The organism is Martinezella tropici, assembly GCF_008370325.1.
Taxonomy (GTDB): domain Bacteria; phylum Pseudomonadota; class Alphaproteobacteria; order Rhizobiales; family Rhizobiaceae; genus Rhizobium; species Rhizobium tropici_B.
In genome coordinates this window covers 150,955-172,658 of sequence record NZ_VNIP01000006.1, presented here as the reverse complement: position 1 = coordinate 172,658, position 21,704 = coordinate 150,955, and the positions used below count along the sequence as shown (strand labels likewise).

The 21,704-nt window shown below is 59.7% G+C and carries 18 protein-coding genes and 1 tRNA gene; 9 read left to right on the top strand and 10 right to left on the bottom strand.

The annotated features are described in order from the left end of the window. Positions 1-23: 23 nt before the first annotated feature. Together FP026_RS09200 and gltB are read right to left on the bottom strand one after the other, a co-directional pair. Positions 24-1,478: a glutamate synthase subunit beta gene (locus FP026_RS09200; RefSeq protein ID WP_149634325.1), complete on the bottom strand. Its 1,455-nt coding sequence runs from the start codon at positions 1,476-1,478 to the stop codon at positions 24-26. Between the two features lie 177 nt (positions 1,479-1,655). After that, the gene (gltB, locus tag FP026_RS09195; protein ID WP_149634324.1) at positions 1,656-6,395 is read right to left on the bottom strand and encodes a glutamate synthase large subunit; all 4,740 of its coding nucleotides are present in this window, start codon (positions 6,393-6,395) and stop codon (positions 1,656-1,658) included. Between the two features lie 565 nt (positions 6,396-6,960). Between gltB and FP026_RS09190 the strand changes: the two genes are divergently transcribed. Then, positions 6,961-8,007: a threonine aldolase family protein gene (locus FP026_RS09190; RefSeq protein ID WP_149634323.1), complete on the top strand. Its 1,047-nt coding sequence runs from the start codon at positions 6,961-6,963 to the stop codon at positions 8,005-8,007. Between the two features lie 392 nt (positions 8,008-8,399). Here FP026_RS09190 and FP026_RS09185 read toward each other — a convergent pair whose 3' ends face one another. Beyond that, entirely contained in the window at positions 8,400-9,257 is an 858-nt protein-coding gene (locus FP026_RS09185) for a LysR substrate-binding domain-containing protein (RefSeq protein ID WP_149634322.1), read from the bottom strand. Between the two features lie 107 nt (positions 9,258-9,364). Here FP026_RS09185 and FP026_RS09180 point away from each other — a divergent pair, with 107 nt between their 5' ends. Then, complete coding sequence (locus tag FP026_RS09180) at positions 9,365-10,387, top strand: bile acid:sodium symporter family protein (protein WP_149634321.1); 1,023 nt, start codon at positions 9,365-9,367, stop codon at positions 10,385-10,387. Positions 10,388-10,523: 136 nt separating this feature from the next. On the opposite strand, the gene FP026_RS09175 is transcribed toward FP026_RS09180, so the two are convergent. Next, positions 10,524-10,988, bottom strand: coding sequence for an Hsp20 family protein (locus FP026_RS09175; protein WP_112343314.1), 465 nt, complete (start codon positions 10,986-10,988; stop codon positions 10,524-10,526). 430 nt (positions 10,989-11,418) lie between these two features. Continuing rightward, on the bottom strand, positions 11,419-11,835 hold the full coding sequence (locus tag FP026_RS09170; protein WP_149634320.1) for a DUF2000 domain-containing protein: 417 nt from the start codon (positions 11,833-11,835) through the stop codon (positions 11,419-11,421). 131 nt (positions 11,836-11,966) lie between these two features. On the opposite strand from FP026_RS09170, the gene FP026_RS09165 reads away from it, so the two are divergent. From FP026_RS09165 to FP026_RS09155, 3 genes are all read left to right on the top strand, one after another. After that, the gene (locus tag FP026_RS09165; protein WP_149634319.1) at positions 11,967-12,446 is read left to right on the top strand and encodes an Lrp/AsnC family transcriptional regulator; all 480 of its coding nucleotides are present in this window, start codon (positions 11,967-11,969) and stop codon (positions 12,444-12,446) included. A 201-nt stretch (positions 12,447-12,647) separates the two neighbouring features. Further along, a complete protein-coding gene (locus FP026_RS09160; protein ID WP_149634318.1) occupies positions 12,648-13,715 on the top strand; it encodes a cyclic nucleotide-gated ion channel in 1,068 nt (355 codons plus the stop codon). 223 nt (positions 13,716-13,938) lie between these two features. Next, positions 13,939-14,877 carry a LysR family transcriptional regulator gene (locus tag FP026_RS09155; RefSeq protein WP_149634317.1) on the top strand — a complete coding sequence of 313 codons (939 nt, stop codon included), beginning with the start codon at positions 13,939-13,941 and terminating at the stop codon, positions 14,875-14,877. Here the strand turns inward: FP026_RS09155 and FP026_RS09150 are convergent. After that, positions 14,828-15,562 carry an SDR family oxidoreductase gene (locus tag FP026_RS09150; protein ID WP_149634316.1) on the bottom strand — a complete coding sequence of 245 codons (735 nt, stop codon included), beginning with the start codon at positions 15,560-15,562 and terminating at the stop codon, positions 14,828-14,830. The two genes, FP026_RS09155 and FP026_RS09150, sit on opposite strands and share 50 nt — an antisense overlap. A 226-nt stretch (positions 15,563-15,788) precedes the next feature. Between FP026_RS09150 and FP026_RS09145 the strand changes: the two genes are divergently transcribed. Then, the gene (locus tag FP026_RS09145) at positions 15,789-16,763 is read left to right on the top strand and encodes an alpha/beta fold hydrolase (RefSeq protein ID WP_149634315.1); all 975 of its coding nucleotides are present in this window, start codon (positions 15,789-15,791) and stop codon (positions 16,761-16,763) included. A gap of 109 nt (positions 16,764-16,872) precedes the next feature. Here the strand turns inward: FP026_RS09145 and hisN are convergent, their stop codons facing one another. Together hisN and FP026_RS09135 are read right to left on the bottom strand one after the other, a co-directional pair. Further along, complete coding sequence (hisN, locus tag FP026_RS09140) at positions 16,873-17,646, bottom strand: histidinol-phosphatase (RefSeq protein WP_149634314.1); 774 nt, start codon at positions 17,644-17,646, stop codon at positions 16,873-16,875. Between the two features lie 312 nt (positions 17,647-17,958). Beyond that, positions 17,959-18,600: a YcxB family protein gene (locus tag FP026_RS09135; RefSeq protein ID WP_149634313.1), complete on the bottom strand. Its 642-nt coding sequence runs from the start codon at positions 18,598-18,600 to the stop codon at positions 17,959-17,961. Positions 18,601-18,926: 326 nt separating this feature from the next. Here FP026_RS09135 and FP026_RS09130 point away from each other — a divergent pair, with 326 nt between their 5' ends. Then, positions 18,927-19,280: a DUF6331 family protein gene (locus FP026_RS09130; protein WP_149634312.1), complete on the top strand. Its 354-nt coding sequence runs from the start codon at positions 18,927-18,929 to the stop codon at positions 19,278-19,280. Positions 19,281-19,391: 111 nt separating this feature from the next. Here the strand turns inward: FP026_RS09130 and FP026_RS09125 are convergent, their stop codons facing one another. Then, a complete protein-coding gene (locus tag FP026_RS09125; RefSeq protein WP_246665299.1) occupies positions 19,392-20,291 on the bottom strand; it encodes an N-formylglutamate amidohydrolase in 900 nt (299 codons plus the stop codon). Positions 20,292-20,563: 272 nt separating this feature from the next. Here FP026_RS09125 and cpdR1 point away from each other — a divergent pair, with 272 nt between their 5' ends. Then, positions 20,564-20,926 carry a response regulator CpdR1 gene (cpdR1, locus tag FP026_RS09120; protein WP_004117561.1) on the top strand — a complete coding sequence of 121 codons (363 nt, stop codon included), beginning with the start codon at positions 20,564-20,566 and terminating at the stop codon, positions 20,924-20,926. Positions 20,927-21,010: 84 nt separating this feature from the next. Further along, positions 21,011-21,085 (top strand) — tRNA-Val (locus FP026_RS09115). Positions 21,086-21,223: 138 nt separating this feature from the next. Here the strand turns inward: FP026_RS09115 and FP026_RS09110 are convergent. Further along, positions 21,224-21,532, bottom strand: a complete 309-nt coding sequence (locus FP026_RS09110) for a hypothetical protein (protein WP_149634311.1) — start codon at positions 21,530-21,532, stop codon at positions 21,224-21,226. Positions 21,533-21,704 lie beyond the last annotated feature (172 nt).

Genomic DNA, 21,704 nt, shown 5'->3' with positions numbered 1-21,704 from the left:
GCGCATTAAAAGAGCAGCGAAGTTCAGTTCGGCAGAACCGTCGAACCCATCAGGGCCTCGTCGATGGCGCGGGCGGCCTGGCGGCCCTCGCGGATTGCCCAGACCACCAGCGACTGGCCGCGGCGAATGTCGCCGGCCGTCCAGAACTTGTCGATCGAGGTCTTGTAGTCCTTGTCGTTGGCAACGACGTTAGTCGAACCACGGCGATCCGTGTTCAGCGTCAGCTTGCCGTCAAGTTCCTTGAGCACGCTGTCGGTGAACGGGCCACGGAAGCCGATGGCGATGAAGGCGAGATCGGCGCGGATGACGAATTCCGTGCCGGCGATCGGCTTGCGGCGCTCATCGACTTCGCAGCACTTCACGCCCGTCAGAACGCCGTCTTCGCCGATGAACTCGAGCGTCGCGACCTGGAATTCACGAACGGCACCTTCGGCCTGGGAGGAAGAGGTGCGCATCTTCGTTGCCCAGAACGGCCAGACGGCGAGCTTGTCTTCCTTTTCCGGCGGCTGCGGACGAATGTCGAGCTGGGTCACCTTCACCGCGCCCTGACGGAATGCCGTGCCGACGCAGTCCGACGCCGTATCGCCGCCGCCGACAACGACGATATGCTTGCCGCCAGCGAGAATCGGATCGCCGGGCCAGCCGACGCTGTCGATGTTTTCGCGGCCGACGCGGCGGTTCTGTTGCACGAGATAAGGCATGGCGTCATGGACGCCGGCAAGAGTCGTGCCGGGAATGCCGGCTTCGCGCGGGGTTTCCGAACCGCCGCAATAGAGCACGGCATCATAGTCGGCCAGAAGTTGCTCGACCTTGACATCCACGCCGACATTGACGCCGCAATGGAAGGTGACGCCCTCGCCCTTCATCTGCTCGACGCGCCGGTCGATGAAGTTCTTCTCCATCTTGAAGTCCGGGATGCCGTAGCGCAGCAGGCCGCCGGGCTTGCTTTCGCGCTCATAAAGATGAACGTCGTGACCGGCGCGGCCGAGCTGCTGGGCGGCTGCCATGCCGGCCGGACCTGAGCCGATGATCGCGACCTTCTTGCCCGTATGCACCGTTGCCGGCTGCGGGCGAATGAAGCCAAGCTCATAGGCCTTGTCGGCAATCGCCTGTTCCACGGTCTTGATGGCGACCGGGGCATCTTCCAGGTTCAGCGTGCAGGCCTCCTCGCAGGGCGCGGGGCAGACGCGGCCGGTGAATTCCGGGAAGTTGTTGGTCGAATGCAGGTTGTGGATCGCCTGTTCCCAATTGTTGTTGTAAACGAGGTCGTTCCAATCGGGGATCTGGTTGTGCACCGGGCAGCCGGTCGGGCCGTGGCAATAGGGAATGCCACAGTCCATGCAGCGGGCTGCCTGTTTCTGCACTTCCTGATCCGACATGGGGATCGTGAATTCACGGAAATGCCGGATGCGATCCGACGCCGGCTGATACTTCGCCACCTGCCGGTCGATTTCCAAGAAGCCTGTTACCTTGCCCATGCTTTCGTTTCCTCACTCTAAAAGAGGAGCTCATGGCTCCCGTGCCTGAGGGTCATCTCGGTTTCCCTGTCCGGCACTTTAATTCACATCCGATTCCGCTGTTCGACAGTCGCGGTCGCCATGGCGGCGACCGCAATGCGAGGCGAAACCCTCGGCTGGTTTCAGAACGGGGGCGGATTACTCCGCCGCCACGCTCATCCGGCTGCGCTCCATTTCCTCAAGGGCGCGGCGGTATTCGACCGGCATGACCTTGCGGAATTTCGGGCGGTAGTCGGCCCAGTGATCGAGGATTTCCTTGGCTCGCGTCGAACCCGTATAGTGGACGTGGTTCGAAATCAGCTGGAAGAGACGCTCTTCATCGTGGCGCGTCATATCGTCGGAGACGTCGACGCGTCCCTTATGCATGATGTCGCCACCATGATGATGCAGCTTCTCCAGGAGCTCGTCCTCTTCGGGAACCGGTTCCAGTTCGACCATGGCCATATTGCAGCGGCGAGCGAAATCGCCCTTCTCGTCGAACACATAGGCCACGCCACCCGACATGCCGGCAGCAAAGTTGCGTCCGGTTTCGCCGAGTACGACGACGACACCGCCGGTCATGTATTCGCAGCCATGGTCGCCCACGCCTTCGACGACGGCGATCGCGCCGGAGTTTCTGACGGCAAAGCGCTCGCCTGCGACACCGCGGAAGTAGCACTCGCCCTCGGTTGCGCCGTAAAGCACGGTGTTGCCGACGATGATCGAGTTCTCAGCAACGATCTTCGAATTTTCCGGCGGACGGATGATGATGCGGCCGCCCGAAAGTCCCTTGCCGACGTAGTCGTTGCCGTCGCCGATCAAGTTGAAGGTTACACCCCGTGCCAGGAAGGCTGCGAAGGACTGCCCGGCCGTCCCCTTCAGGGTGACGTTGATCGTGTCGTCCTTCAGGCCGCGATGGCCATAGCGCTTGGCAACTGCGCCCGACAGCATGGCGCCGGCCGAACGGTCGACGTTCCTGATATCGACCTCAAAGGCAACGGGCGTCTTCGAAGAAAGCGCCGGCTCCGCCTTCTCGATCAGCTTGCGGTCGAGAATGTCGTCGATCGGATGCTTCTGCACCGTCGTCCAGTAGGTCTCTTCCTTCGGCGCATCGACCTTATGGAAGATGCGGCTGAAATCGAGGCCTTTGGCCTTCCAATGGGCCAGCATCTCATCCTTCTCGAGAAGCTCGGAAGCGCCGATGATATCGTCCAGCTTGGCGACGCCAAGCGAGGCAAGGATCTCGCGCACTTCTTCGGCCACGAAGAAGAAGTAGTTGATGACATGCTCCGGCGCGCCCTTGAAGCGCTTGCGCAGAACCGGATCCTGAGTGGCGACGCCAACCGGACAGGTATTGAGGTGGCACTTGCGCATCATGATGCAGCCGGCCGCGATCAGCGGCGCGGTGGCGAAGCCGAATTCGTCGGCGCCGAGCAGCGCGCCGATGATGACGTCGCGGCCGGTCTTCAGACCACCATCCACCTGCAGGGCGATGCGCGAACGCAGGCCGTTCAGCACCAGCGTCTGCTGGGTTTCGGCAAGGCCGATTTCCCAAGGCGAACCGGCATGCTTCAGCGAAGTCAGCGGCGAAGCGCCGGTGCCGCCGTCATAGCCCGAGACGGTGATGTGGTCGGCGCGCGCCTTGGCGACGCCGGCGGCAACCGTGCCGACGCCGACTTCCGAGACGAGCTTGACCGAGACATCCGAAGTCGGGTTGACGTTCTTCAGGTCGTAGATCAGCTGCGCCAGATCTTCGATCGAATAGATGTCATGGTGCGGCGGCGGCGAGATGAGGCCGACGCCCGGCGTCGAATGCCGGGTCTTGGCGACCGTGGCATCGACCTTGTGGCCGGGCAGCTGGCCGCCTTCGCCGGGCTTGGCACCCTGCGCGACCTTGATCTGCAGCACATCGGCATTGACCAGATATTCGGTCGTCACGCCGAAACGGCCGGAGGCGATCTGCTTGATGGCGGAACGTTCCGGGTTCGGCGAGCCGTCAAAGAGCGGCATGTAGCGGTCGGACTCTTCGCCGCCCTCGCCGGTGTTCGACTTGCCGCCGATGCGGTTCATGGCGATTGCCAGCGTCGTATGCGCCTCGCGGCTGATCGAGCCAAAGGACATGGCGCCCGTCGAGAAGCGCTTGACGATATCGGCGGCCGGCTCGACCTCATCGACCGAGATCGGCTTGCGGCCGAGGGCTTCCGCACCCTTGATCTTGAAGAGACCGCGGATGGTGTTCATCCGAAGCGCCGACTCGTTGACCATTTCGGAGAATTCGCGGTAGCGGTCCTCGGCATTGCCGCGCACGGCATGCTGCAGGGCAGCCACGGCGTCCGGCGTCCAAGCGTGGCTTTCGCCGCGCATGCGGTAGGCATATTCGCCGCCGATATCGAGCGTGCTTGCAAGCAACGGATCGCGGCCGAAAGCAGCCTTGTGACGGGAGACGGTTTCCTCGGCGATCGTCTCGAGGCCGATGCCCTCGATCATGGTCGCCGTGCCGAAGAAGTACTGGTCGACCAGCTCCTGCTGCAAGCCCACAGCATCGAAGATCTGCGCGCCGCAATAGGACTGATAGGTCGAGATGCCCATCTTCGACATGACCTTGAGGATGCCTTTGCCGACAGCCTTGATGTAGCGGTAAACGACCTCGGTCGCGTCCACTTCCTTCGGGAACTCGCCGCGCTGATGCATGTCGAGCAGCGTGTCGAAGGCGAGGTAGGGGTTGATCGCTTCCGCGCCATAGCCGGCCAGCAGGCAGAAATGATGCACTTCGCGCGGCTCGCCGGTCTCGACGACGATGCCGACGGAGGTGCGCAGGCCCTTGCGGATCAGGTGATGGTGGACGGCGGCCGTCGCCAGCAGCGCCGGGATCGCGATGCGGTCCGGACCGATCTGGCGGTCGGAAAGCACGATGATGTTGTAGCCGCCGCGAACGGCCGCTTCCGCCCGCTCGCAAAGACGGTCGAGCATCTCAGGCATGCCTTCGGCGCCACGTTCGACATCATAGGTGAAGTCGAGCGTCTTGGTGTCGAAGCGATCCTCGGTGTGACCGATCGAGCGGATCTTTTCGAGATCGCCATTGGTCAGGATCGGCTGGCGCACTTCCAGGCGCTTGGCGTTGGCCATGCCGGTATGATCGAGCAGGTTCGGGCGCGGGCCGATGAAGGAAACGAGGCTCATGACGAGCTCTTCGCGGATCGGGTCGATCGGCGGGTTCGTCACCTGCGCGAAGTTCTGCTTGAAATAGGTGTAGAGCAGCTTCGGCTTGTCGGACATGGCCGAGATCGGCGTATCCGTACCCATGGAACCGACGGCCTCCTGCCCCGTCGTCGCCATCGGCGACATCAGGAGCTTGGTGTCTTCCGTGGTGTAGCCGAAGGCCTGCTGGCGATCGAGCAGCGACACGTCGCGGCGCAGCGCCCGCGGCTCCACCGGCTTCAGGTCCTCGAGGATCAGCTGCGTGCGATTCAGCCAGTTGCGATAGGGGTGCTTGCTTGACAGTTCCGACTTCACCTCGTCGTCGGAGATGATGCGGCCCTTTTCCATGTCGATCAGCAGCATCTTGCCCGGCTGCAGACGCCACTTCTGGATGATCTTTTCTTCCTCGACAGGCAGAACGCCGGCTTCGGAAGCCATGATGATGCGGTCGTCGTTGGTGACGAGATAACGGGCCGGACGCAGGCCGTTACGGTCGAGTGTCGCACCGATCTGCTTGCCATCGGTGAAGGCGACGGCGGCCGGGCCGTCCCACGGCTCCATCAGGGCGGCGTGATATTCATAGAACGCCTTGCGTTCCGGCGCCATCAGCTGGTTGCCAGCCCATGCCTCCGGGATGAGCATCATCATGGCATGCGCCAGCGAATATCCGCCGCGCACGAGGAATTCGAGCGCGTTGTCGAAACAGGCCGTGTCCGACTGTCCCTCATAGGAGATCGGCCAGAGCTTGGAGATATCCTCGCCGAACAGCGGCGAAGAGACCGATGCCTGGCGGGCAGCCATCCAGTTGACGTTACCGCGCAGCGTGTTGATTTCGCCGTTATGCGCGACCATGCGGTAGGGATGCGCGAGCTTCCACGACGGGAAGGTATTGGTCGAGAAACGCTGGTGTACGAGCGCGACCGCCGTTTCGAAACGCGGGTCGGACAAATCCTTGTAATAAGCGCCGACCTGATAGGCGAGGAACATGCCCTTGTAGACGATGGTCGAGCTCGACAGCGACACGGGGTAGAAGCTGCTCTCCTCGCCCTCATATTCCGCATAGATGCGGTTGGAGATCACCTTGCGGAGGGTGAAGAGGCGGCGCTCGAATTCTTCGTTCGTGCCGGCATCGCGGCCGGCACCGATGAAGACCTGCACATGGTAAGGCTCGGTGGCAGCAATATCGGGTGCCTTCGACAGCGACGAATTGTCAACAGGCACGTCGCGGAAGCCGAGCAGCACCTGGCCCTCTTCGGCAACGACCTGCGTGATAGCGGTCTTGAAATGCTCGATCAGCGCCTCGTCGCGCGGCAGGAAGAAATGGCCGACGCCGTACTCGCCAGCCTTCGGCAGGATGACGCCCTGCATCGCCATCTCCTCGCGGAAGAAGCGGTCGGGAATCTGCACGAGAATGCCAGCGCCGTCGCCCATCAGCGGATCAGCGCCGACGGCGCCGCGATGTGTCAGGTTCTCGAGAATGAACAGGCCGTCGCGCACGATCTGGTGCGACTTCTGGCCCTTCATGTGCGCGACGAAGCCGACACCGCAGGCGTCATGTTCGTTGCGCGGATCGTAGAGGCCCTGTTTCGGCGGGAGGCCGCCCGATGTCGGACGATTGGCGCGTTTCGACGTCTTGGCCGTAGCGGCAGCATTCACTGCAGCGGCCTGGTCAAAACTCGTGGACGTCGTCCTGTTCGTCATCGTCTTCCCTCCGGTAAGGCCCGCGTCGCGGGCGCTCCTTCGTCCCGCGCGGTCCGTTTCCGGGGCCGACGCGCGACAGCGCTGTTGCATTGTGAAGATCCGGCCGCGAACCGCGACTCCCTAAGTGGAGCCCGTCGTCAGCGTTCCGCGCCTTGCTATTCCACCGCCGCATTGCCCCCGCCTGAAAGGCTTGAAAGGGCACGCTCCGGATAACTATAGCTCGAAATCCCGACATCGTCAGGACCCTGGGGCACATCTTCGGCCTCGGCGGCCAAAATAGGACAGCAACCCTGTCCTAATTCATCAGCTCTATGCCAGAAAGCTCAGGCCTTCGCAAGAGCAAAACGGCAAAAATTCGTCAACGAAAGACGGAAGATTGCCTTTGTTGTGTAAATCGAGCAATAAAGTTTCGCTGCGACGCATCATTTTATTTGTTGATTGCGTAGATCAATTTCTGTGATGCATTCTTCAGCTTCAGGCTCTTGATAGGTTTTTGCATTGGCATAATGTCCGGCCGATCCTATTTATCACGCCGTAACTCACTCTTTTTAATTGGTGCATTTCCATGTTCTTTGCCTCCGATAATTGGGCGGGCGCCCATTCCAAGATCGCTGAACGTCTGCTTGCCGAGTCCGGAGGCTTTGCCACCGCCTATGGCTTGAGCGAACTGGATCAGAAGGTCGAGGCAAAGTTTTCGGAGATCTTCGAGCGCGAAGTCGCCGTCTTCTTCGTCGCGACCGGTTCCGCCGCCAATTCATTGTCGCTCGCCAGCGTCCAGAAGCCGGGCGGCATCACCTTCTGCCACAGCGAGGCGCATGTCGCCGAAGACGAATGCGGCTCGCCGGACTTCTTCAGCTCTGCGCGTCTGGCAACTGTTAAGGGTCCGGCCGGCAAGATCGATCCTCGGGCGCTCGCCGCCAAGATCGCCCGCTTCCCGCAGGATGCCATACATCACGGTCGTGCCGCTGCTGTGACAATCACGCAAGCAACGGAAATCGGCACCGTCTATTCACTTGACGAGATCGATGCCGTCGCTGCCGTCGCCAAAGCGAACGGCCTGCCGCTGCATATGGATGGCGCGCGCTTCGCCAACGCCCTGGTTGCGCTCGGTACAACCCCGGCCGAAATGACATGGAAGCGTGGCGTCGACATTCTTTCTTTCGGCGGCACCAAGAACGGCTGCTGGTGCGCCGAAGCGATCGTCGTCTTCGATCCTGAAAAGGCAAAGGAGATGCATTTCATCCGCAAGCGCGCCGCCCAGCTCTTCTCCAAGTCGCGCTTCATCGCCGCCCAGTTCGACGGCTATTTCCAGGATGGTCTTTGGCTCGATCTGGCCCGCCATTCCAATGGCATGGCCGATCGTCTGCGCGCCGGCATCGAAAGGGCGGGGGGCGCCCGCCTCGCCTGGCCGACGGCTTCGAACGAGGTTTTCGCGATCATACCGAAATCCTCCGCCAAGACAGCCGAGGACAAGGGGGCAAAATTCTACGAATGGCCAATCCCGGAATCGCAACCGGATCTGATCGGCAATGATGAAACCCTGATCCGTCTCGTGACGAGCTTCGCCACGACCGAGGCCGATGTGGCGAACTTCCTCGCCTGCCTGGCGTGACCCGCACGAAAAAAGCGCCGGAGCCGGATTCGGACCGGACGGCGCTCAAAATGGCGACAACGAGGGTTAGTTTTGATTCCGATGGGCGAACATTGCAAAGTTCGATAAATCCTCGCGATCGGACGCGGGCTTATGATGAGCAATCATCGTCATTGCCACGACGCAGGCTACAAGTCCGGAAATGAAGATGGCACCATATATCACCGAGACGAATATCCTCCCGCAGTTCACCCATCGCCACCTAAGATAGCAGCGGAAGCTGACTTTGAACTGAATCCGGCGCCCCGAAAGGCAAAGGAAACGACAGCCGGCAATGAAAATCCCGGAAAATTCCCAGCGTTATCCGCAAGATCCGTATTGCTTTTATCGAGAGGCCGTGAGCGGTATCGTTCTCAGTGCGATCTCGGCCCTCGGACCTTTGTCAGAATGTCTTCCGACAGGGCGTTGATCAGGAGTTGATTGGCACCCTTGCGCGGCACGAGCACGAATTCGACATCCTCCAGCGCCGGCAGCCAGCCCGGCGCAATTTCGCTCAGGCCGGCGGGCGCCATGCTCTGCGGCTGAACGAGAACGCCCATGCCGGCGCGGGCAGCGGCCGTCAGCCCGCTGAGGCTGCCGCAGGTGCAGACGATCCGCCATGGCACCTGCTGCCGGCGGAGTGCCTCCAGCGCTGCCGCACGGGTGACGCTGGGCGCGGGAAAGGCAATCAACGGCAAAGGTGCCGCAAGCCTGCGAATGCGCTCCGGATCGCGCGCCAGCCAGACCAGCGGCTCGCGATAGACGAGCTTGCCCCTGGTATCGCCGAGCCGGCGCTTGGCAAGCACTAGATCGAGATCGCCATTGTCCTGCATCTCATAGAGCGTACCGCTGAGCGCGACCGTCAGTTCGAGATCGACCGACGGATGCGAACGCACGAACTCCTCCAGCACGTCAGGGAGCTGGCTGGTGACGAAATCCTCGGAAACGCCGAGCCGAAGATTGCCGCGCAGGCTGTTGCCGGCAAAAAGCTGCCGCACCTCCCCTTCGATCGACAGCATCTGGCGTGCATGTCCGAGCAATGCCTCACCGTCATCGGTCAAAACGACGCGATGTGTGTCCCGCGCCAGTAATTTGCGCCCGATCTCCGTTTCCAGTCGCTGTATATGCTGGCTGACGGTCGATTGCCCGAGACCGAGCCGCTCCGCCGCCAGCGTGAAGCTGCCCATCTGCTCGACGGCGACAAAGCTGCGCAACTGCGTGAGATCAAGCATAGCTTATCCTGTATCACGATAACTGTTATTCCTTGCATCGTGGATCACAATAGGTCTATCTGCAAGAAGTAATCATCAAGACTTGCAATGCGATTGGGGTAGGCACGATGCGCCGCTTTCTTCCAGACACCTTCACCATGCTGCTGGTGCTCACCGTTCTGACGGCATCGCTCTTTCCGGTGCAGGGGGCAAGCGCCCACTATTTCGGCATCGCCACCAATTTCGCCATCGGGCTCTTGTTCTTCCTGCATGGTGCGCGCCTGTCGCGCGATGTCGTTATCGCCGGCATACTGCATTGGCGGCTGCACCTCGTTATCCTGCTGACGACCTTCGGGATCTTTCCGTTGCTGGTACTAGCTATGGGCCATGTCGTCCCGAACAGCATCCTGCCCGTGTCGCTCTATACCGGCATGCTATTCCTGAGTGTGCTGCCCTCGACGGTGCAATCCTCCATCGCCTTCACCTCCATCGCCGGCGGAAACGTGTCCGCCGCGATCTGTGCTGCCTCCGCCTCCAACATCTTCGGCATGTTTCTGACGCCGCTGCTCGTCGGCATCCTGTTTTCCGTCGGCGGCCAGGGCGGCTTTTCCTGGGATGTCCTATGGCAGATCATGCTGCAGCTGCTCGCTCCCTTCATCGCCGGCCAGGTGCTGCAGCCATGGATCGGCGACTGGATCCGCTCGAAGAAGAAGATCCTGATGCCGGTCGACCGCGGTTCGATCCTGATGGTCGTCTATTCGGCCTTCAGCGAAGCGGTGGTCGAGGGGCTGTGGCACACGTTTTCGGTGGCCGACATCGCCACCGTGATCGTCGCGAACATGGTACTGCTTGCCATGGTAATCTGCATCACCATGTTCGGCAGCCGCGCCCTCGGTTTCACGAAGGCTGACGAAATTACCATTACCTTCTGCGGTTCGAAGAAGTCTCTGGCGAGCGGCGTGCCGATGGCCAACGTCATTTTCGCCGGCCAGGGTATCGGCGCCATCGTGCTGCCGCTCATGCTGTTCCATCAGATCCAGCTGATGACCTGCGCCGTGCTTGCCCAGAAATATGCCGATGCGGCCAAGCGGCGCGAGGCTGCTAAGGCACAGGCGGATGCAAAATCCGGCGAAGCCACCAACGCGGCCTGAGTCCTTCGACATCGCGACAAAACAAAAGCGGCGCCCCCCGATGGAGCGCCGCTTCTTTTTGATCTTGGGAGGATCAGAGGCGCGACGGTTTAAGTCCGTCAGCCCGGACATGACGGTCGGGGACCGCCAGCTCGCGTTAGTTGATGTGAGCCTCGATGGACTTTGGAGCATCCACCTGTTCGGCCGCGATGGAGATGCGGCGGGGCTTCATGGCTTCCGGAATGTTGCGCAGCAGATCGATGTGCAGCAAACCATTCTTCAGCGAAGCAGCCTGGACCTCGACATGATCGGCGAGCTGGAAGCGACGCTCGAAGGCGCGCTTGGCGATACCGCGATAGAGATATTCGCTGGTTTCAGCCGGCTCTTCGCTCTTTTCGCCCTTGACGTGAAGGACATGGGCGTGAGCCTCGATGCTCAGTTCCTTTTCATCGAAACCGGCAACGGCCATGGTGATGCGATAGGTGTTTTCCCCGGTGCGCTCGATGTTGTAGGGCGGATAGGTCTGTGCCTGATCCGGCTGGGCCAAGCTGTCGAGCATGGTGAACAGACGGTCGAAACCGACGGTGGAACGATAAAGGGGAGAGAAGTCTACGTGACGCATGGAGTCCTCCTGTGAGCGACAATTGCGATTTCAAGTTTTGCCCCACGGCCCCACTCCGGGCAGCCTCGGGACGGTTCTGCGAGCCCGTTTGGCGCCCGCGAAAAAGAGATGGTGATCGCTTTTGCAGAGTTCAAGACCCCTGCGCGGTTCGGGAAATTCCAAGGAAAAACCTGCGTGAACCGCAGATGAACGCATGGTTCGGAACCGGTTCAGGCTGGCAGCCCTATCTTCAAATCATCGGAACACCATCGTCCGATGACTGAAGTGTATCGTCCCTTCTTCTTCAGTCCTTGCTCGGCCGGCGAAGCGGATCTCTCTATCTCCGCAAGCCGGCCTTTTTTCTTTTGAGCGCCCAAGCAATTCCAGGACCCAAGCAATTCCAGGAAAAGTGTAAAACGGTTTCCGCCCGGAATTGCATCAAAGCCCGCAGCTACCGCAGCAATTTCAGCGAGCCAGTCAGCGACTTCACCCATTTCGAAGGCCCCGCCAGCCCCAGGCCGTCGATCGCCTCGCCGGCGAGGTCGCGATCGGGAAACGTCGCCTCATAGTCCCTGTAATCGTGCAGCGAGCGGGCAAAGGCAGGAAACGGAACGATCGCTCGGTCGTTTTCTACCGGCAAGGTCTTCAGCAACAGAGATCGTATGGTTTCCGCATCCGCCTGCAGTATCGGAACGGGCATGTTCGAGCTGATGTCGATCGTACGTTCCTCCCTGTCGGTCAATTGCCTGGCCGCGAGCGCGGGAAACTTTGCACCCAACCCGATCGAGATGGCGCCGGCGGTGTTGGCGATCAGACCGAGCGGCAATGCCGGATTGATGACGATGGCAAGACGAATATCGGGAAGCATGGAGACCTGCTGCTGTTGAGATTATGTGCGTACAGGATATCCCCGAGATCCGGGACATTCTTACCTTTCATTGCAGCCAGTAACGCGATTATGGTAGAGCCTACCAAATTTCACTGAAATTGAGATCGGATATGCCTGAAGCCCTTGAACCCATCGATCTGCGGATCCTCGGAGCGCTGCAGAAGGACGGGCGCCTGACGAATCAGGCGCTTTCCTCCGAAGTCGGGCTCTCGACGTCGCCATGCTGGCGGCGCGTGCGCCAACTGGAGGAAACAGGCGTGATCCAGGGTTATGCGGCAACCCTGGACAGGCGCCGGATCGGCCTTGGCGTTCTCGCCTTCATCAGGGTGAAGATCGACAGCCATAGCGAAGTGGAGGCCGAGGAATTCTCGCGCGACGTCCTGAAGCTCAGCGAAGTCGTAGCCTGCTACAGCATCGCCGGCGACGCGGATTTCCTGCTGCAAGTGGTCGCGACCGATCTCGACAGCTATGCGGATTTCGCCATGGCGGTCGTTCGCCGGCTGCCGCGCATCAAGGAAATGCAGACGACCTTCGTGCTCAAGGAAATCAAGCCTTTCAAGGGGTTTCCGCTCGAGGTCGGGCAGCGATAACACACAACGCTTGGCCGCTGCGCATATCCTGCCAGCCCTTTACGTTTGGATCGAAGCCATCCTATTCTAGAGCAATTCCAGGAAAAGTGCGTAGCGGTTTTCCGTCCGGAATTGCGTAAAAACAAGAGGATAGAGCGTTTTTGCGTTTCGAAGAAAGGCGGAAAGGCTTTAGGTAAGTGGCAGCCCACCCCGGGGTATTGAATGTCGGCGCTCCCTTTTTCGAAGATTTCCGCATCGCTGAACGCGGTGCTCGCCGCAATCGGCCTGTTGACCGTGGCGGCACTGACGACGCCTGATATAGCTGGACAGACCAGGCTCATCCTGCAAGTTCTGCTCGCCGGCATCTGGGTTGCCTTCGGCCTGCAACTGATTGAGACGCTGATCGTGCAGCGGACGAAAGACATTCGCGGCAGCACACCGGAAATCGCCGTCGACATACTGGCTGTTTTAGTCCCTCTGGCCGCCTTCCTTCTCGTCCACGGCCGCGACCAAAGCCTCTATTGCGCCATATGGCTCTTGAAGCCGCTGCGCGGCTCGATCTTCTTCCGGCTGCTGGGGAGGGTCCTGACCAAGGAAGCGCGCAACCTCATCGGCGTCACCTCGATCTTCGGCATCGTTCTGTTCGGCGCGGCGCTCGTGGCTTATGTCATCGAGCGCGACGTCCAGCCGGACAAGTTCGGCAGCATCCCGCTGGCGATGTGGTGGGCGGTGGTGACGCTGTCGACGACGGGTTATGGCGACGAGATTCCGCAAAGTTTCGCCGGCCGCGTCCTCGCGGGGCTGGTCATGATGAGCGGAATCGGCATCTTTGCGCTCTGGGCCGGCATCCTCGCCACCGGCTTCTACGAAGAGGTCCGTCGCCAGGACTTCGTGCGAAATTGGCAGCTGGTTGCGGCGGTGCCGCTCTTCCAGAAACTTGGTTCGGCCGCGCTCATAGAGATCGTTAGAGCGCTAAGACCGCGTGTCGTGCCGGCCGGCGGCATCATCTGCCGCAAGGGCGAGGCCGGTGACCAGATGTATTTCATCGTCGAGGGCCGCGTCAGCGTCGCCACGCCGAACCCTGTTGAGCTCGGCTCCGGTAGCTTCTTCGGCGAGATGGCCCTGATCAGCGGCGAGCCCCGTTCGGCCACCGTCAGCGCCGCGACCGAGGTCTCCTTGCTGTCGCTCTATTCGTCGGATTTCCAAATGCTGTCGAGCAGCAGCCCTGAGATCGCCGACGTCATCCGCAAGACTGCGCTCGAACGACGCGGCGCGACACCGAAGGCCTGATGCGGACGGATATCGCGATCGAGATCATGCCGCAGGCGCCTTCAAGGGCACCGCGAATTACGGGCACCGTTGGCCAGCTTTTTTCTGATCTTCCGGCGACCATCCCGTGTTGCATTGACGTCGATATAGGGGATGTGGCAGCCTGACCGGTATTGGCGTCGCCTCGCTTTAAATGGCGGTCTCACTTTAAATGGCGCTTGTCACTTTGGTTCGGCACGACTCGATGCACCCCCGATTACTCAAGACATTCCTGGCGGTCGCCCGGACCCGGAATTTCACCCGCGCAGCCGAAGAGGTCCATCTCGCACAATCGAGCGTGAGCGATCAGATCCAGTCGCTCGAAGCCGAATTAGGCGCCGCGCTTTTTATCCGGTCGAGATCGAGCTTGGAGCTGACGGCAGCTGGCGAGGCACTGAGACCCTATGCCGAAGAAATACTGGCAATCGGCAACGAGGCGCGCGCTGCCGTTGAAGCAGTCTTGGGGGCTGCGGTTGGGACGGTGACGATCGGCGCACTCGAGACCATTGCTTCCATGAAGCTTCCGCAATGGTTGCCGGCCTTTCAGCGCGATCACCCCGATATCGATCTGCGGGTTAAGGTTGCGGGCAGTGGCGATCTGTTGCGCAAGCTCGAAGTCGGTGAGATCGATGTCGCCTTCTGCTTTGACAGAGGCGACGTCGATGAACGCCTCGCAAAGCGGGTGATATCGACGGAGCCGATGATCCTCATTACCCCTCCCACACGGGAGGCATCATCGAAGACAAGCGGTCTGGCAGCACCTGCTTCGATGAGCTTCGTGGCAACAGAAATCGGCTGCGTCTACCGGCACCTGTTCGACAAGGCATTCGAGGCGGCAGGGACAGCAGTACCAAAGCTCGCCGCCGAAGTCGGCAGCATCGGTACCATTGCTCGCCTCGTGGCTGCCGGTACGGGCTCGAGCCTCGTTCCGCGGTTTGCCATCGCGGACGCACTCCATCGTGGCGAACTTGACGAAATGCCCTGGCCGGGGCCAATGCGGACAGCCTCGCTTGTGATGATCTGGCGGCGCAAGCGTGTTCAGCCGCAAGCTCTGAAGCTGCTGCTGGCGGTCGCAAGCACCGGCTTTGCATCCGCTAAATCAGCCGATGTCCGCCCTCGACATGCAGTATCGTCCCCGTTGTAAAGGCGTTGCCCATCAGGAAGCTGATGGCATCGGCGATATCTTCCGGTTGTCCTACCCGCCCGACCAACAGCCGTTTTGCCATGGCGCCCAATGTTTCTTCTTTCTGGTCACCGGCAACGAACGTCCAGATGGGCGTATCGACCCAGCCAGGTGAAACGGCGTTTACCCGAATGGGCGCCAACTCGACTGCGAGTGCGCGAACCAATCCTTCCAGTCCAGCATTGACGGCAGCGACCACCGACCCTCGTGCGGCCGGTCGATAAGCGGCAATGCCTGACGTGAACGTGATGGAGCCAGTGGCAGAGAGTAAGGGTGACCCATATTTTGCAAGCAGTAACGGACCGTAGAATTTACTTTCCACGACCCTCTGCGCAGCCCTGAGGTCCAGCGAAGGCAGCAGCTCGTAAGCACCTTCGATATCGGCGGCAGTGCTTACGATATGATCGAGCCGGCCGATGCGTTCAAACAGATCGGCGACTTGGCTTTCTTGCGTGATATCGACTGTCTCAATGGAAAGCGATGGGTTTTGGAGTTCCGCGCAAGCGCGCTGGAGCTTGTCCGTGTTCCGTCCAGCGATGATGACCTTAGCGCCGGCGGCAAGCGCGCGTTTTGCCAGCGCCAGCCCCATTCCGGAGCTACCGCCGATAATAAGAATTCTTGGTTCCGCAATTTCGGTGATTGGCATGTCTTTTCATTCCAGCAGATGATGACCACGGCCGAACATTCGCAAAGACGTGCAAGAAGATGAAACGGAGAAAAACGATAATGTCATCGGAACCTCCGATGAAAGGAATACCGTCTTTGGGGGCACCGAGTTCGATTGCCGGAACCGCCAACAAACCTGTTGCAATTCCTCCGGGCTGCGCTATCCCCTTGAGACGAGACATTTGTCAGCGAGGCGCGACACCGTCATGGATTCGGTCCTCTATTCCACAGCAGACAATCCTGTGCCGGAGAACCGCACCGAGGGGTTCTTCGAGAGCTTCGACGGGCGCAAGCTGCGCTATGCCATCTTCCGCTGCGAGCAGCCGGTCGCTAGAGGAACCGTGGTTCTGCTGCAGGGCCGCAACGAATTCATCGAGAAATATTTCGAGACGATCCGCGACCTTAACGCCAAGGGTCTCTGGGTTGCGACATTCGATCTTCGTGGCCAGGGCGGATCGGAACGGCTGCTGAAGGATCCCTTGCGCGGCCATATCCGACACTTTTCCGATTATGAACGCGATCTCACGGCTTTCCTCGACAAAATCGTCCTGCCGGACACGCGCCTGCCCTTCTTTCTGCTGGCCCATTCGACGGGCGCGCTGATCGCGCTCTCGGCGGCACCGGGGCTGGCAACGCGCATCGACCGGATGGTGCTGTCCGCCCCCTTCATCGGCCTGACCGGTCACGGCGTATCGCCGGCCTTCATCCGCTTTCTTTCCGGCACCGTCAGCGGCATCGGCCTTGGCCGAATGCAATTCAGCAAGAAATTCAAGGAAAGACCCTTCGCCGACAATCCATTGACGACGGACGAGCAGCGCTATCGGCGCAACATCGGCATCGGTACCGCCTATCCGCAGCTTTGCCTGGGTCCGCCGACGGCGCGCTGGCTGTCGCAGGCCTTGCGGGCGATCGAACGGGTCAACAGGCCCGAACACCTGTTTTCGATTCACGTCCCCACTGTCCTGCTCGCGCCGACGCGGGACGGTGTCGTGCCCTATGCCGATCAGGAGCGGCTGTCGCGTTATTTCCGCGCCGCACAACTCGTGCCCATTCACGGCGCCAAGCATGAGATTCTGCAGGAGCGCGATATCTACCGAAATCAGGCTCTCGCCGCGATCCATGCCTTCATCCCCGGCAGCGATGCGAAGACGAATGCTTATGAGGCGGAAGCGGAAGCCTGACGCCAAGCGAATGGAGTGATTTGGCTATTCGGTGAAACGCCAAATCGCTCCATTCGCTTGTTTCCACAACTGCGGACGGAAACCGCTACGCACCTTTCCTGGACTTGCTCTAGCGAGACAGGACAGCCAAAGCCTGTTCATAAACGGCGCGGCTGCCGGCTGCGATGATCGTTCCACCCATCTCCGGTCGGCCGCCATTCCAGGTGGTCATGATGCCACCGGCCTGCTCGACGACGGGAATGATGCCGCCGACATCGTAGGGTTTCAGCGAATTCTCGATGACGAGATCGATATGGCCTGCGGCCAGCAGCGCATAGGCATAGCAATCCGTGCCATAGCGGAAAAGCCGGACCTGGCTTTCGATCTCGCGATATCTGGCAAGCTCCTCGCCAACGAAGAGATGCGGCGAGGTGGTGAAGAGGATGGCGTTCGAAAGGCTGCCGCAATCGCGGACCTGCAACCGCTTTTCACCATCCGGCCCCGAATAGGTAGAACCATTGCCATCGGCAAAATAGCGCTCACCCGTAAAAGGCTGATCGATCATCCCCATGATGGCGCGGCCGTTCTTCTGCAGGCCGATCAGCGTTCCCCAAACCGGAACACCCGAGATGAAGGCGCGCGTGCCGTCGATCGGATCGATCACCCAGACATGTTCGCGATCAAGCCCGACGCTGCCGTGCTCCTCGCCCAGAATGCCATGCTCGGGAAACTCGGCCTCGATCAATGCGCGAATCGCCTCTTCGGCGGCGCGGTCTCCTTCCGTCACCGGATCGAAGCCGCTGGCTTCCTTGTTGACCACATCGACGCCGGCGCGGAAGCGCGGCAGGGTTTCGGCCTTGGCCGCCTCGGCCAGACGATAGAAGAACGAGCGATCGGGAAGCATGGTCAATCCGCGTAAATGACAGGATGGGCGATGTCATATCCCATATGAGCCGTGAAGCAAACCGGATGATGACGCGGCGGGTACCTGCCCGCCAATCAGGCATGATCTTCAAATCTGCCCAAATATTTTGCAGCGCAATAAAATGCTTGACATTTGTGCAATGCGATATCAATATCCAGCTACAGTCTTCTGACTGTAAATACCCTCCTTGGGTGTTTCCTCCCTAGACTTAACCGCGCCACGAGCGCGGTTCTTTTTTTGGAATAGCACGGCAGGCGCAAAGCCATTCGCCTCTCGCGCGATCTAGGCCTTTTACGGCACCGCAACCGGCACTTTAGATCGTAGAAAGTCACGGTCCTCGGCTGATACCGCTTGGAGGGGGAGCGTCATGAACTGGTTTGGAGCCGTGAATATCATCCAGTAGGCCGGTCGCTCCCAAATCTCGGTAATGCCAGACCATGGGATTTTCGCAGACCCCAGTTCGGATGCCACCTCAAGCCCTTCGTCAAGAAACGTGAAGTCCGCCCGACGGCTCGGCATCCTGTGGAATTTTCCCACTGTGTTGCGATGATGTGCAATCCACATCGCGATGATCAGGCAAGGAGGAAGAAGGGCGACAACGCTGATGACCCCAAGCAGCCAACCTTGCTCACCCCTCAAAGGCAGCCAAATGAGGAGAGCGATCAGCATGGCCTCTGCGGCCCATAGCCCTTTCTGACGCACCACACCCTGCCGCCAAACACAAGTTCGAACGGCGTCACGCAGGATTTCCTCGCTATAGGTGACTTCAACGGCTCTCTTACACATCAATCCTCGTCGCGCTTCACGTTGTCGCCAATGTCCCGCGGACCGTCCGAAAACCCAAGCAAGGACTCCGAAAGTTAGAGCATTTCCGCTTTTCTTCGAATCGCGAAAACGCTCTATCTTCTTGTTTTTACGCAGTTCCGGACGCAAAACCGCTTCGCACTTTTGCTGGAACTGCTCTAGCTCGCGCCCTGGTTTTCGGATCGCTTGCGGGACTGCCGCGATATTTCGGTGATCTTCCTGACTTGCCCTTAGCTTTTTCCTGTAGATATTCAGTGGATCATTACCGGGTCACCGGCGAATTATGAAAAAACGTTCGAGCGCTTTCCATCACATTACCCAATAATATGACTGCCGCTCCCGTGAATGGCGAACCACTCTGGAATTTAGCTCGATATGCCTGGTACGAAAATCCTGATTTTTTCGTCGTGAGGCTCTGCGCTTCAGGATGACTTGGCCTCGGAAAGGAACTCTGCTTGAACCTTGATCATCCTTTGCTCGGACTAATTAAGAATTGCGAGACTATGTGTGAAGCCGCTTGTTGCGGGCGTGATGCTTTCGATTTTTCTCCCATTCACGTCGCGTCGTTTCTTCTTCGCTATTCAGGATGCGCCGAGGATGATGAAGTTGCGAAGATTCGCCTTCAACTGGATAGACTTGCTGAAGACAGTCGACAGCTGCCAACCGAAGGCGGAACAATATCGATTGCGGAAATGAACCAGCTTTTTACCGGGGAAGAATTGGCAGAGCTCAGCGCCATAATCTCAACTGCATTGGATCAGGCGTTGCAGCTTATCTCGATCGCGGAGCAGATGCCCCGAATATCCTGACTTGCGATCGTGATTGAGTTCCATAGACAGCCGCGGTGCCTCGCAGCCAAGATTAAAGGTTGATTTTCCTTGCCGCTCGCCCCTCCGACAAGCCCGGAGTGCGAGATATCCCTACTCCGCAGCCAGTGCCGGATCGCCCGTATAGGATTCCACGTGCTCGGCCATGCGCTTCATGAACAGCGTAATGGCGGCGGCCACCTCATTGAAGTCCGGGCGCTTCTCAAGCGTCGTCTCGTCGACATAAAGCGAACGGTTGACTTCGATCTGCAGGGCGTGAAGCCCGCGCGTGGGACGGCCGTAATGCTCGGTGATGAAGCCGCCAGCATAGGGCTTGTTGCGCACGGCGTTGAAGCCGAGCTCCTCGAGGATCTGCATGGCCGCGCGCGAGAGCTCCGCCGAAGCGCTGGTGCCGTACCGATCGCCGAGGATGAAATCAGGCCGCATATTGCTGCCGGCGATCCGGATATTGCCCGGCATGGAATGGCAATCGACCAGCACGCCGAAGCCGAATTTGACATGGGTGCGCGCAATCAGCCGCCGAAGCGTCGCATGATAGGGCTTGTAGATCGTGTCGATGCGCCTCAGCGCGTCCTCGACCGGCACGCGGCGCGCATAGATCTCCATGTTTTCGGCGACGATGCGCGGGATCGTCCCGAGCCCGCCGGCGACCCGCAGGGAATTGATGTTCGCGTAAGGCGGCAGGGCACCCTCGAACATGCGCGGATCGAGCTCATAGGGCTCGCGATTGACGTCGATATAGGCGCGCGGAAAATTGGCAAGCAGCAGCGGTGCGCCCAGGGAACTCGCCGCCGAAAAAAGCTCGTCGACGTAATGATCTTCCGAGCGGCGGATGGCGATGCCCTGCAGGCGGGACTGGGCGATGAAATCGGGAGGATAGATGCGACCACTATGAGGCGAGCTGTAGACAAACGGTATGGTCTGGGAGGCGGGCTCCAATACCTCGAAAATCTCGAAACTACGCATTTCCGCGGACATCAACGTCTTTACCATGTCAACAACTTGTCGCAGTAATCATGTTGCCAGTTGCATGACCGCAAGTCCATAGTAACTTGACCGAAATGGCCTTAATCCAAAGCGCCGTATTCGAAATCTCCCGATGTCCGCTCAGCGGAAACGCAGGGCGTTTTCGCAGAACGAAGTCATGCTTTGAACAAAAGCAGGATTGGCGCGTTTTGGCCGACTATTCACGGCTTGTTTACGGCGTGGCGCTAACCTAAAAGCTGGACAAGTCCAACAGACAAAGTTGATTAGCGATAGAGATGATGACCCAGAAGATACTTCTTGCCGAAGACGACAACGACATGCGTCGCTTTCTCGTGAAGGCACTCGAAAAAGCCGGCTACAAGGTCTTGTCCTTTGACAATGGAGCAAGCGCTTACGACCGGCTGCGCGAAGAGCCGTTCTCGCTGCTTTTGACTGATATCGTCATGCCGGAGATGGACGGCATCGAGCTGGCGCGGCGCGCCACCGAACTCGATCCTGACCTGAAAGTGATGTTCATCACCGGCTTTGCCGCCGTCGCGCTGAACCCCGATTCGAAGGCGCCGAAGGATGCCAAGGTCCTTTCCAAGCCTTTCCACCTCCGCGAGCTGGTCGACGAGGTCAACAAACTCCTTGCCGCGTAAGGCTTTCGGCGGCAACGTCACAAAACCGAAAAAAAGCCTATTGACGGCCACCGAGGTTTTGTGATCTATGCGCCGCCATCGGATGGGCGTGTAGCTCAGCGGGAGAGCACTACGTTGACATCGTAGGGGTCACAGGTTCAATCCCTGTCACGCCCACCATCCTAATTCGCTGAAAAGCAAAGGCCTTTCGAGAAATCGAAAGGCCTTTTTAGTTTGCGACAATCTGCTGAGTTTCAAGTTTGCCTTGGAGCGGATCGCCCAAAGAGCTCGCCGGGAACCAGGGCGAACGGAAAGCGGTCAGCGATCCAGAAAATGCCGGAACACCGCCGTCGTCGGGTATGCGTAGGCACCGCGATCGATAAAGCCCTGACGATAGAGGCAGGCTCTCAGTGCCAGCCAATAGAGCGTGCTGTTCGGATCCGGCGAGCCGCGGTGCCAGGAATAGGCCTCGGGCTCGCAGCGATTGAGGGCCCTGTCGTATTTTGCCAGCACCACCGGATCGCTGTCGGCGCGAATGCCGTGATAGGTCTGATAGTTTGAAGGCGCCTCACCTGCGGAGACGCATGCCAGGCTCAAAATCGCTCCCAGCGCTAACATCATTCTCATGTGCTTCGATCTCCAACTTGCCGCGTCTCGAAAATTCGAGCGCAGGTCGAGAATAATCGCCTTTTGGAAGATAGCCAATCACATGCTGATGTTCGTGGCGATTGCGAGTTGCGCGCCGCCTGCGACACAAGTTCCCGCCAGAAGCCGCTTGACTTCCGGCCGCGCCGTCATC